Here is a 12346-nt window from a genome sequence, read left to right as displayed (position 1 = left end):
TCATGCTCATGACGGGAAATCGCAAAGGCACCACCATCACCCGGCGCCGCGCCCTCGTGGTGACCGGCGGCACGGTCGCGGCGGGCGGACTGGCCGTCGCCGGCTACCAGTCGGCCTTCGCCGACACGGAGACGACGGCCGAGGCGAGTGCCTCGGCGTCCGCCACGTCCGCCACGTCCACCTCGACGAGCAGCAGCTGCATGACGCTGATGACGAGCGTCACGGAAGGGCCCTACTACCTCGACGGCGCCTTGGTGCGCAAGGACATCACCGAGGGCAAGAGCGGCGTTCCGCTGACCCTGCGGCTCACCGTCGTCGACGCCACCGACGGCTGCACGCCGGTCGCCGGCGCCGCCGTCGAGATCTGGCACTGCGACGCCTGGGGCTACTACTCCGGCTACACGACCGCCAACCCCGGCGGTTCGGCACCGGCCGAGAGCGAGGACGGCTCCGCCGCCGACGACAACACCTACCTGCGCGGCTACCAGATCGCCAACGCCAACGGGGTCGTCAAGTTCGAGACGATCTTCCCCGGCTGGTACACGCCGCGCACCTGCCACATCCACCTCAAGGTGCACACGGGCGGCCAGAAGGAGGACGGCACCTACGAGGGCGGCAAGGTCAACTACACCGGGCAGCTGTTCTTCCCCGACGACGCCGCCCAGGAGATCTTCACGCTGGAGCCCTACTCCCAGCACTCCGGCAGCTACACCACCCTCGACAGCGACATGGTCTACGACGGCGGCGGCACCGCCAGCGGCCTGCTGACGCTGAAGGCCGTGCACAAGGCGGACCCGTCCAAGGGCTACAAGGGCTCCATCACCCTGGGCGTCGACCCCGACGCGGAGAACACCGGCGCGGGCGGCGGCGGAGGCGGCGGCACGCCCCCGAGCGGCGATGCCCCCACGGGCGCCCCGCCGAGCGACGCCCCGTCGGCCTCCGCGTCCTCCTGAGGCCGGCCCATGACAAGCCGTGAGGACGATGCGCTCGCGCAGGCCGCGGTGGCCGCGCTGACCGGTCAGCTGGCCCTGGCCCCCAAGCCGGGCCTGCCCGACCCCCGTGATCTGGCCGCCCGCGTCACCCGCAAGGACCACTGCGGGCTGCGCTGGTCGGCCAAGGCACTCGCACCCGGCCTCGCGGCGATGGCCGCGGCGGCCCGCCGCACCGGCGAACCCACGCCCCGGCTCCGGGCGGAGCTGGGCGCGATCGGGAGATGCACCGAGCACTCGGTGGGCCTCGCCGGCGGCGGGCACCGGGGCGCGCTGTGGACGCTCGGCCTGCTGGTCGCGGCGGCCGCGCTCGACCCCCGCGCACGGGGCGTCGAGGTCGCCGCGACCGCCAAGCGGATCGCCGCACACCCCGACCGGGCCGCCCCCCGGCGGCCCTCCCGGGGCGCGACGGTCTCGGCGAAGTACGGCGCGGCCGGCGCCCGCGGCGAGGCACGCGCCGGGTTCCCGCACGTACGGCGGGCCCTGGACGCGCTCGCCGCGGCCCGCAAGGCCGGTGCGGACGAGCCCGCGGCCCGGCTCGACGCCCTGCTCACCGTGATGTCCACCCTCCAGGACACCGAACTCCTGCACACCGCGGGCCCGCTGGGCCTGCGCCATGTGCAGTCCGGCGCGCGCGGAGTCCTGGAAGCGGGCGGCACGACGACCCCGGCCGGCCGCCGGGCCCTCGCCGAGCTCGACACCGACCTCCACGCACGCGCGTGGAGCCCCCGGGGCAGCGCCGGCCTCCTGGCCGGAGCCCTGTTCGTGGACGCCCTCCCGGTCACCGCGCTCGTCCGCGCCGCCTGAGGCCGCACGCCTCAGCCCCGCACCCGAAGGGCGCGGGGCTGAAGGCATGGCGCACGCGGCGGCGGATCAGCTCGCGGCCCCCTGGGGACCCTTGAGCGCCGCCATCCACGCCTCGACCTCGTCGGAGCGGCGCGGCAGCCCGTCCGACAGGTTCCGGTTGCCGTCCTCGGTGACGAGGATGTCGTCCTCGATGCGGACGCCGATCCCCCGGTACTCCTCGGGCACGGTCAGATCGTCGGCCTGGAAGTACAGCCCGGGCTCGACGGTCAGCACCATGCCCGGCTCCAGCGTGCCGTCGACGTACGACTCCACGCGCGCGGCGGCGCAGTCGTGGACGTCCATGCCGAGCATGTGACCGGTGCCGTGCAGCGTCCAGCGGCGCTGCAGACCGAGCTCCAGGACCCGCTCCACCGGGCCCTCGACCAGGCCCCACTCGACGAGCCGCTCGGCCAGCACGCGCTGGGCGGCGTCGTGGAAGTCGCGGTACTTGCCGCCCGGCCGGACCGCCTCGATACCGGCCTCCTGGGCGTCGTACACGGCGTCGTAGATCTTCTTCTGGATCTCGCTGAAGCGGCCGCCGACCGGCAGCGTGCGCGTGACGTCGGCGGTGTAGTACGTGTGCGTCTCGACGCCCGCGTCCAGCAGCAGCAGGTCGCCGGAGCGGACCGGGCCGTCGTTGCGCACCCAGTGCAGGGTGCAGGCGTGCGGGCCGGCGGCGGCGATGGTGCCGTAGCCGACGTCGTTGCCCTCCACGCGCGCGCGGAGGAAGAACGTGCCCTCGATGTAGCGCTCGCTGGTGGCCTCCGCCCGGTCGAGGACCTTCACGACGTCCTCGAAGCCGCGCACGGTCGAGTCGACGGCCTTCTGCAGCTCGCCGATCTCGAAGCCGTCCTTGACCAGACGGGCCTCGGAGAGGAAGACGCGCAGCTCCTCGTCGCGTTCGCCGGTGACCTTGTCCCTCAGGGCGGCCTCGATGCCCGCGTCGTGGCCGCGCACGACCCGCACCGGGCCGGTGGCCTCGCCCAGCTTGTCGGCCAGCTCGCGCACGTCGGAGGCGGGGATGCCGTACACCTGCGCGGCCTCGCTCAGCGAGTGGCGGCGGCCGACCCACAGCTCGCCCTGGCCGGACAGCCAGAACTCGCCGTTCTCGCGGTCGGAGCGCGGCAGCAGGTAGATGGCGGCCTTGTGGCCGCCGGCGACCGGCTCCAGGACGAGGACGCCGTCCTCCGTCTGGTTGCCGGTGAGGTACGCGTACTCGACGGAGGCGCGGAAGGCGTACTCCGTGTCGTTCGAGCGGGTCTTCAGGTTGCCCGCGGGGATCACCAGGCGCTCGCCCGGGAAGCGCGCGGAGAGCGCGGCGCGGCGGGCGGCGGTCTCGGCGGCCTGGGCGATCGGCTGCAGGTCGTGCAGCTCCGTGTCGGCCCAGCCGGACTTCATGTTCTCGGCCAGCTCGTCGGACACGCCCGGGTAGAGGCTGTTCTTCCGCTGCTTGATGGGCGCTTCCGGCTCTTCCGACTCCTCCGGGCCCGCTGCGGTGGCAACAGGGTCGGATACGGCCGGGGTGGGCTCGTCGGCCACGGTCATCCTCCTCGATACGGCACTGGACCCCCTCCATCGTACGGTCGTACGTAAGGGGGTCCAGGGCCGACGGAGCTGTCGCGTTCGGCAGCCGGCCGCTCACTCGAAGCGGGCCGCCAGCAGCACCACGTCCTCGTCGCTGTCCTGCTCGTCCAGGCCGTCCGGCAGGACCGTGCGCAGCACATGGTCGGCGATCGCGCCGGGGTCGCCCCGCAGCGCCTTGGGCACCCCGGCCGCGGCGGCGTGCAGCCGGGCGAAGGCGCGGTCGACGGGGTCGCCGGTGCGGTGCAGCAGACCGTCGGTGTAGAGCAGAACCGTCTCGCCGGACTCGGCCTCCAGTTCCACGCTCGGCGCCTCCCAGCAGGCCAGCATGCCCAGCGGCGCGGAGACGGACGTCTCGGCGAACTCCGTGCGCCGCTCGCCGACCAGCAGCGGCGGGCAGTGCCCGGCGCCGGCCAGCGTGATCTTGCGCAGGGCGGGTTCGCAGTAGGCGAACAGCGCGGTGGCGGACCGGGCGGGCTCGGTCAGCCGCAGCAGCAGCTCCAGGTCGGACAGGACGGCGACGGGATCCTCGCCCTCCATCACCGCGTACGCCCGCAGGGAGGCGCGCAGCCGGCCCATCGCGGCGACGGCGCTCGGCCCGGACCCGGTGACGGACCCGACGGCGAGGCCCAGCGCGGCGTCCGGCAGCGGCAGCGCGTCGTACCAGTCGCCACCCCCGCGCGGGCCGGTGCGGTGCCGGGCGGCGAGCTGGACGCCGGGCACGCGCGGCAGCCGGGACGGCAGCAGCTCCTCGGTCATCGTCTTCATGCACACGCGTGTGCGCTCCAGTTCCACCAGCCGCGCCAGGTGCTCGGCGGCGTACCGGACGTAGAGGCCGACCAGGTGGCGCTGGCGCTCGCCGGGCTCGGCGGGCTCGTCGTAGAGCCATACGGCCGCGCCCAGCCGGCTCCCTGCCGCGCCGCCCGACGCGCCCTCCGCCTCCAGCGGCAGCGCGTAACTGGCGGCGTAGCCGAGCCGGGCGGCCACCTCGCGGTGGCGGGGGTCCAGGCCGTCGCCGGCGAACAGGTCGGGCTCGGCGATCTCCCCCTCGCCGCCGGGCAGCCCGTCGAGGATCCGGCCGTAGGACAGGGCGCTGCGCGGCACGGTCTCGATATGGCCGAGATCGGCGCGGCCGAGGCCCAGTCCGATCGTGGTGTCGGGCCCGAGACGGTCGGCGGGTTCGAGGACGACGAGACCGCGCCGGGCGCCCACGAGGGCGGCTCCGGCGTGCAGCAGTTCCTGGAGGGCTTCGGGCAGTGCGTCCGTGCGGGCCAGGCGTTCGGTGAGTTCGTGGAGGGTTGTGAGATCCGACACCCAGCCGGCGAGCCGGTCCGTCAGCAGGGCGCCCGGGCCGCAGGAGCCGGGGGAGGCCGCGGGGACGGTCGGGGCGTCCGGGGAGGCGGGCGCGGGCGGGACAGTGTGTGCGGGCGAGGGAACCGTTGAATCGATTCCAGCCACTTTCGGAGGGTGAGGGGCGTTCATGGCGTCCGGCTCTCGGACCGGAGCGTATTGCTCAAAAGCATCGCAAACCCCCATGTCATTCTGCGCCGCTAGCGGTGTCTCCACATGTACACGCACTCGTGAGGGGATGTCCAGCATTGTCCTGCTGGGATTGCTGGTGTCCGTGGGGTCTTCGGGGGAATCGCGCACGCTTCTGACGGCTCCCTTGCGGAATCGTGAAGTTGGCTTAAAACTGCCTCGGGTAAGGGGTGATTGCGGTCGACTGGGTTTGCTCCACGGAGCGTCACAGCGGTCGTGATGGGTACGTACTCGGTAAGGGCCAGGGATCGTCGGGAGCTCGCAGGGAGCCTTCCGGAACCTGGTGACCGGCCCGGGCGTCATAGCCATCGACGACCGTGCCCCATCCTCCCGTGGCGGAGGCGAAGAGAAATACGTGCGACGTTAAACGCCAGACTTCGCCACCCCACGCCACGCCCAGGCATCAGACGGACGCAAGTCGGACGGAGTGGCCGCGCAAGCAGCCACCGCTCGACCCTGAGGGGTTCCCCTTGTCCAGGACAGGGGTGTGATGCGCCAACAGGTACGCACAGTGAAGTGATCGACACATGGTGTGATGTGACCCACGGTGTTGCCAGCGGTGCAACGGAAAGGAACGAGCGCTCATGCGCGAGATCCTCGGAAAGCGACGCAGGCTCCTGTCCCAGCGCAGCGACGGGGGGCCTGAGTTGATCGACTCGGCCCTCACCTTCGCGACGGAATGGCAGTGGCCCGTCCTCCCGGGGGCGACGGCGGATCAGCGGAGTGCCTCCCGCTGCACCTGCCCCGACCCCGAGTGCACGGTCCCCGGTGCTCACCCCTTCGACCCCGGCCTCCTCGCGGCCAGCACCGATGCGCGCATGGTGCGCTGGTGGTGGACAAACCGGCCGGCCGCACCGATCGTCCTGGCCACCGGGGGCACGGCTCCCTGCGCGGTCAGCCTCCCCGCCCTCGCGGCGTCGCGCGCGCTCGTGGCGCTCGACCGGCAGGGCATGCGGCTCGGCCCGGTGGCCGCCTCGCCGACCCGCTGGTTCATCCTGGTCCGGCCGTACACGATGGAGCAGTTGGGTGAACTGCTCTACGCCAAGGACTTCGTGCCCGGCTCCCTGCGCTTCCACGGCGAGGGCGGCTACATCGCCCTGCCCCCGTCCGAGACGGGCAGCGGCGACATCAGGTGGGAGCGCGCGCCCCTGCCCGGCTCGGCCTCACCCTGGGTGCCCGACGTCGAGGCCGTGGTGGACGCCGTGGTGGACGCCCTCACTCGTACGGGTGTGAGCGCCCCCGAGTTGTAGGGGTGTCGGGCGTGCGGCGGACGGCACGCCCGGGTTCGCCCTCTATCTTCCGCTACATGAACCTTCGTCTCCTCGCCCTCGGGGGCGCCGTGGCATGCGCGATCGCACTGCCTTTGGCCATGGCGTCCGCGGGGCCGGTAGGCGACGAAGGGCGCGCGACCGGCACGTATGCCTCCGGTACGCACGCGGCCGAGGCGGCTGACGCGGCTGATGCGGCCGACAGGCGGGCCGCCGGGCGGACCGGGCAGAGCGGGCGGACGGGGCAGGCCGGGCCCACGGATCCCAAGGCGCCGCCCGCCGGGCCTTCGCGGTCCCCGCTGACGCTCGGGCTGGGGCTGGCCACCGCCGCCCGCTGCGGCCCCGAACTCACCTCCCCCGACGGTGTGGAGGCGCAGACCTGCGTGCTGTCCCAGGGCGAGGACACCTGGGCGCGCACCTACTACCGCAATGCCACCGGACGCGCACTGGACGCGTTTCTGAGCCTCATGGGGCCCGCGGGCCGCACGATGCAGACGCACTGCGCCGTGGGCGCCGAGGACGAGCCGGAATCCTGCGAGACGCCCCATGAGCGGACCCGGGGGGAGCTGGCGGCGTACACGGCGGTCGCGGAGTTCGCCCCGGCCGCCGAGGACGGACCGCTGCTGCTGCGCTCCGGGAGCAACTCCCGGTCGGCCGACTCCCTGCCGACCAACTCACTGCCGGCCAACTCCCTGGAGCACACGGGGAGTTGATGTGCGCCGACGCCCTGTGAACGGAGTCGGGCGCGGAGCGGGGCAGGATCCGGGCCGGATTCGTGCCCGGATCCAGGCCGGATCCGGGCACAGAAAAACCCGGTTGCTGGCGACGGGGGATGCACCAGCAACCGGGCTCCTCGAACGGTAACAAGAGATCGGCGCTACGCAAATTCGATCTCTTGTTTTCATCGGCTTTCCGGACACCGGCGAATCGGCGCTTCCGGCGTCGACTCGCCGTGTCCGGACGGCAGTTGTGAGCAGGCTCACGTCAACCGCAGGCGCCGGGGCCGCACTGACCGGCCGGTCAGTGCGGCCGGGGTCTGCCCCGGATTCGTCCGGGGTCTGACCGTGATCCGTCCGGGAGGGTCAGCTGAGCGTCACCTGCCGGTTGGTGAGGCCGCCGCGCGCGCGGCGCTCGTCGGCCGTGAGCGGCGCGTCCGAGGCCAGGGCGGTCGCGAGGCGCTCGGCGAACTCGGCGGCCGGCTTCTCCACGTCGTCCGCGGTGAGCGCGCTGGGCAGGTCCCAGACCGGCACCGTCAGGCCGTGCGCCCGGAAGGAGCCCACCAGCCGGGTGCCCTCGCCGAGCCCGGCGCCGCCGGCCGCGTGCAGCCGCGCGAGGGCGTCCAGCAGCTGCTCCTCCGGGTGCGGCATGACCCAGCGCAGGTGGTTCTTGTCCGGCGTCTCGCACCAGTACGCGGCGTCGACGCCGGTCAGCTTCACGGTCGGGATCGCGGCGGCGTTGGCCCGCTCCAGGGAGGCGGCCACCTCCGGAGCGGCGTTCTCCGGGTCCGGCACCCAGAACTCGAAGCCGCTGTGCACAACTGGCTCGAACGCGCCTTCGGGATCGAGCAGGTCCTGCATCCGCGGACCGTCCGCCGGGGCGCGGCGGGCCTGCACCGGAGTGCCGGGGTCCGCGGCCAGGGCCCGCTGCAGGGTGTCGGCCAGATCGCGGCTGATGTCGCCGGACGGCGTGTCGTTCTGCAGGCCGAGCAGTACCGAGCCGTCGTCGCGGCGCAGCGCGGGCCAGGCCATGGGCAGCACGGTGGCGAGCGTGACCGACGGGACGCCCTCGGGCAGGCCGTCCTTCAGCGTCAGCTCGACGGTGGCGGCCGGGACCAGCTCACGCAGCGCCACCCAGTCGCATTCGCCCGCCAGGCCGTCGAACGGGCGCTGCACCAGCTCGGTCACGGCATGCGCGGCGGCCCGGCCGTGACAGGCCTTGTAGCGGCGGCCGCTGCCGCAGGGGCAGGGCTCCCGCGCGCCGACGACCGGGATGTCCGCGTCGTTGAGCTGCGGCCGCTTGGCCGTCGTCTGGGGTCGCTTCTTGGCCATCTGGGTGTCTCCCGGGTACGGCTCGTCTGGTACGGCGGGAGCCTAGCCGCTCGTACGCTCCGTCACGGGAACCTGTGGACAACCCACGGCCTGTGGCAGCGCCCTGAAGGGGCGCGGGGCGCTGACATGTGCGGCTCCGCCGCGATGGGGGTCCCCCCGCTCGAGCGCAGCCGAGAGTGGGGGAGCGATCGGCCACGACGGCGCCGCAGCGTGACGAGGGCCTGTCACGGCACATCTCGGCACATCGCGGCACATTGCGGCACGTCCAGCGGAGCGCTCAGTCCATGTCGTCGAACACGTCCGCGAAGTCGAGGCCGGGCATCGACGCCACCGCAGGGGCCGCGACCCGGGACGCGAAGTCGTCGCGTCGACAGCCGGCGTCGGGGTCGTACACGTCCGCGTGGACGACGACCCACACCGTGACCTCGCCGCGGGCGTCGTCCCGGACGCCCCAGTCGTCGGCCAGCGCCGTGATGATGTTGAGCCCGCGGCCGCCGTGCGCGGTCACGGAGGGGGTGGCCGGGGACGGGCGGGTCGGGCCGCCGCCGTCGGTCACCTCGACCACCAGCCGGCCGCCCGGTTCGACCCGCCACGCGGCCCGGACGTCCCCGTCCCCGGCCAGGGCCTCGCCCAGCGGCCTGCCGTGCTTGCAGGCATTGCTCAAGAGTTCGGAAAGGATCAGTACGGCGTCATCGATGACCGATTCCGACACCCCGCCCCTGCGCAATTGATCACGCATGCGATGTCTTGCGTTCCCCACGCCCGCAGGGCCATGGGGTACGGCCATGCTCGACGACGCGGGCACCTCCTGTGCCACCACCAACGCCACCCCCGAGACCTCCTTCGCCCCACGCCACGGTTTGGATGCCCCATTGGCCTGTACCGGAAACCGGCCAATACGGGTCCGGCGACGCATTCGGAACGACCGAACACGGACCGAACGCGCCGGAGCACTCCCTGTGATGGACCTGTCAGCGAGTGGCTGGATCTGGGCGGTGTGGCTGAGAACGGAGAATGCTGTAGTGGGGCGGGCGGGGTCAAGAGGTGTGGATGGTGTGGATGGGGCTTCTGGGACTTCTGTGAGGCTTCCGTTACTTCCTGGAGTCTTCTGCTACTTCCTAGAGTCTTCTGTTGCTTCCTCAGCGGCCCAGTCGTTGCAGCACCGCGCGCGGGCGGTTGGTGATGATGGCGTCGATGCCCAGTTCGGCGCAGAGATCGACGTCCTCCGGTTCGTTCACGGTCCACACGTGCACCTGGTGGCCGGCCCGCTTCAGGCGCTCGATGTAGGCCGGGTGGTTGCGCACGATCCGGATCGAGGGGCCGGCGATTCCGACTCCTGCCGGCAGCCGCCCGTCGCGCAACCGGGGCGAGACGAACTGCATCAGGTAGACCGTCGGCATCGTGGGCGCGGCGGCACGCACGCGATGCAGCGAGCGGGCCGAGAAGCTCATGATCCGCACCGGGGACTCGGCCGCCGAGGCCGGCGCGTCCAGCCCGAACCGCTTCAGGAGCACCAGCAGCCGCTCCTCCACCTGTCCGGCCCAGCGCGTCGGATGCTTGGTCTCGATGGCCAGCTCCACCCGGCGCCCCGCGTCGGAGACGAGCTCCAGCAGCCGCTCCAGGGTCAGGACGGACGTCTCCTCGCGGTCCTCCGGGCGGACCTCCCAGTCGGGATCCTCCTCGCGCGCGTGCCAGGCCTCGCGTGCCTCGCTCGTCTTCCAGGAACCCGTCTTCCAGGAGCCGAAGTCCAGGGCCGCGAGGTCGGCGAGTTCCAGGGCGGAGACCGCGCCGCGACCGTTGGACGTACGGTTGACGCGGCGGTCGTGCACGCAGACGAGATGGCCGTCCGCGGTCAGCCGTACATCGCACTCGAGGGCGTCCGCACCGTCCTCGATCGCCTTCTTGTACGCGGCCAGGGTGTGCTCGGGGGCCTCCTCGGAAGCCCCTCGGTGAGCGACGACTTGAATGTGGTGCTGCCGTGCTTGGGTCACCGCGTCATGGTGCCACCGGGGTGCGGTCGTCTGAGAACCCTCTGAGATGTTTCGAGGATGCGCACTTATTGTGCGTAATGAGCCATATAAAGGATGGTCACGGACCCACAGCCACCGCTTATGGTGCTCTGACGGCCCGTGGGAAAAGCTGAGACATGCAAAAGCACATGCACAGCTTCAGCGCGCCGGGTCGAGGACAGAGCGTGCGAGGACAGAGCGTGCGACGAAGCGCGACGAGCGCGGACGAGCGCGAGCTTTGTGCGACCTAGTGCGACCGACGACAGCCGTGGATCGAGGAGAAGAGCTGTGAGCACCGAGAACGAGGGCACCAGCGAGGGCACCCAGGTTCCCCCGGCCCCGTCCGCACCCCCCGTGCCGGTGGATTCTCCCTCGGCCTCCCCGCAGTCGGCCGCGCCGGACTCCGGCGCGCCCACGACCCCGCTGCCGGTGACTCCCGAGCAGGCGCCGGAAGCCGCGCCCGCGCCCGTGGCAGGCGCGCCGGAGGGCGGCTGGCCGCCGCCCACCGTGCCTCCGACGGCGCCGGCCCCGGTCGACGGCGACTGGCCGCCGCCGACCGCTCCGCAGGCCCCCGCGGCCCCGCAGACGTCCACGGCCCCGCCGGCCTCCCCGGTCGCCTCCGGGGACGACTGGCAGAGCCCGGCCCCGGCCACGCCGCTGTACGCCGAAGCCGGCGTGGGCGTCGGCGCGGCCACGCACGCGTACGGCGAGGCCGCCCCCGGAGACGGGGGCATCGCCGGGGCGGGCGGCGCGGGTGGCGCGGGCGGTGTCGGCGGGCCCGTCTGGGGCGCCGCGTACCAGCAGCCCGCGCCCAAGCCCTCCCGTGGCCGCGGCGGCCTCGTGGCGGCCGTCCTGGTGGCCGCGCTGGTCGCGGGCGGCCTGGGCGGCGGCCTCGGCTACACACTGGCCAAGAACGACGACGACAGCGCCTCCACCACCGTCTCCGCCTCCACCAACGGCGGCGACGTCAAGCGCGACCCGGGCACGGTCGCCGGGGTCGCGGCCGGCGCCCTGCCCAGCACGGTCACCATCGAGGCCGAGTCCAGCAGCGGCGAGGGCGGCACCGGCACGGGCTTCGTCTTCGACACCCAGGGGCACATCGTCACCAACAACCACGTCGTCGCGGACGCGGTCGACGGCGGCAAGGTGACGGCAACCTTCCCGGACGGCAAGAAGTACGACGCCGAGGTCGTCGGGCACGCCCAGGGCTACGACGTCGCCGTCATCAAGCTGAAGAACGCCCCCGCGGATCTGAAGCCGCTCGCCCTCGGCGACTCCGACAAGGTGGCGGTCGGCGACTCGACGATCGCGATCGGCGCGCCCTTCGGTCTGTCCAACACGGTCACGACCGGCATCATCAGCGCGAAGAACCGCCCGGTCGCCTCCTCGGACGGCACCGGCAGCTCCTCCTCCTACATGAGCGCCCTGCAGACCGACGCCTCGATCAACCCGGGCAACTCCGGCGGCCCCCTGCTGGACGCCTCCGGCAACGTCATCGGCATCAACTCCGCGATCCAGTCCACCGGCAGCGGCGGCCTGGGCGGCACCACCCAGTCCGGCTCGATCGGCCTCGGCTTCGCCATCCCGATCAACCAGGCCAAGTACGTCGCCCAGCAGCTGATCAAGACGGGCGAGCCGGTGTACGCGAAGATCGGCGCGTCGGTCTCCCTGGAGGACTCCACGGGCGGCGCGAAGATCACCGACACGGGCGCGGGCGGCGCCTCCGCGGTCGAGTCGGGCGGCCCGGCGGACCAGGCCGGCCTCAAGCCCGGCGACGTCATCACCAAGCTCGACAGCATGGTGATCGACAGCGGCCCGACCCTCATCGGCGAGATCTGGACCCACCAGCCCGGCGACAAGGTCAAGATCACCTACGAGCGCGACGGCAAGTCCAACACCGTCGAACTCACCCTGGGCTCCCGCAAGGGCGACAGCTGACGCCCACACGCGCGTAGCGACTCGTCACGCTCGCCCCGCGCCGCCGATCACGGACGGTGCGGGCTGCGTGCCGCGCTCTCGTCGCGCCGCCGCCCGCACGGCCTGCCGACGGCCCCCATGTGGACCAC

Annotated in this window: 10 protein-coding genes; 5 read left to right on the top strand and 5 right to left on the bottom strand. The window is 72.8% G+C overall.

What is annotated here, in order from left to right:
- Nucleotides 1-2 precede the first annotated feature (2 nt).
- The gene (locus ACWCPF_RS29400) at nt 3-953 is read left to right on the top strand and encodes an intradiol ring-cleavage dioxygenase (RefSeq protein WP_451048117.1); all 951 of its coding nucleotides are present in this window, start codon (nt 3-5) and stop codon (nt 951-953) included.
- A 9-nt stretch (nt 954-962) separates the two neighbouring features.
- Nucleotides 963-1796, top strand: coding sequence for a triphosphoribosyl-dephospho-CoA synthase (locus tag ACWCPF_RS29395; RefSeq protein WP_451048116.1), 834 nt, complete (start codon nt 963-965; stop codon nt 1794-1796).
- Nucleotides 1797-1862: 66 nt separating this feature from the next.
- Here ACWCPF_RS29395 and ACWCPF_RS29390 read toward each other — a convergent pair whose 3' ends face one another.
- Both ACWCPF_RS29390 and ACWCPF_RS29385 read right to left on the bottom strand, forming a co-directional pair.
- Entirely contained in the window at nt 1863-3374 is a 1512-nt protein-coding gene (locus tag ACWCPF_RS29390; protein WP_451048115.1) for an aminopeptidase P family protein, read from the bottom strand.
- 99 nt (nt 3375-3473) lie between these two features.
- A complete protein-coding gene (locus ACWCPF_RS29385; RefSeq protein WP_451048201.1) occupies nt 3474-5015 on the bottom strand; it encodes a PP2C family protein-serine/threonine phosphatase in 1542 nt (513 codons plus the stop codon).
- Between the two features lie 524 nt (nt 5016-5539).
- On the opposite strand from ACWCPF_RS29385, the gene ACWCPF_RS29380 reads away from it, so the two are divergent.
- Together ACWCPF_RS29380 and ACWCPF_RS29375 are read left to right on the top strand one after the other, a co-directional pair.
- Nucleotides 5540-6205, top strand: coding sequence for a bifunctional DNA primase/polymerase (locus tag ACWCPF_RS29380; RefSeq protein ID WP_451048114.1), 666 nt, complete (start codon nt 5540-5542; stop codon nt 6203-6205).
- Between the two features lie 56 nt (nt 6206-6261).
- The gene (locus ACWCPF_RS29375; protein ID WP_451048113.1) at nt 6262-6936 is read left to right on the top strand and encodes a hypothetical protein; all 675 of its coding nucleotides are present in this window, start codon (nt 6262-6264) and stop codon (nt 6934-6936) included.
- A 369-nt stretch (nt 6937-7305) separates the two neighbouring features.
- Here ACWCPF_RS29375 and ACWCPF_RS29370 read toward each other — a convergent pair whose 3' ends face one another.
- From ACWCPF_RS29370 to ACWCPF_RS29360, 3 genes are all read right to left on the bottom strand, one after another.
- On the bottom strand, nt 7306-8271 hold the full coding sequence (locus ACWCPF_RS29370; RefSeq protein ID WP_451048112.1) for a DUF5926 family protein: 966 nt from the start codon (nt 8269-8271) through the stop codon (nt 7306-7308).
- A 277-nt stretch (nt 8272-8548) separates the two neighbouring features.
- Nucleotides 8549-9187, bottom strand: coding sequence for an ATP-binding protein (locus ACWCPF_RS29365; protein ID WP_451048111.1), 639 nt, complete (start codon nt 9185-9187; stop codon nt 8549-8551).
- 223 nt (nt 9188-9410) lie between these two features.
- Nucleotides 9411-10262: a glycerophosphodiester phosphodiesterase gene (locus ACWCPF_RS29360; RefSeq protein ID WP_451048110.1), complete on the bottom strand. Its 852-nt coding sequence runs from the start codon at nt 10260-10262 to the stop codon at nt 9411-9413.
- A gap of 306 nt (nt 10263-10568) precedes the next feature.
- Between ACWCPF_RS29360 and ACWCPF_RS29355 the strand changes: the two genes are divergently transcribed.
- On the top strand, nt 10569-12218 hold the full coding sequence (locus ACWCPF_RS29355; RefSeq protein ID WP_451048109.1) for a S1C family serine protease: 1650 nt from the start codon (nt 10569-10571) through the stop codon (nt 12216-12218).
- Nucleotides 12219-12346 lie beyond the last annotated feature (128 nt).

Source organism: Streptomyces sp. NPDC001858 (assembly GCF_053594615.1).
Note: the sequence above shows the minus strand (reverse complement) of the source record. Positions and strands in the feature narration are given on the sequence as shown.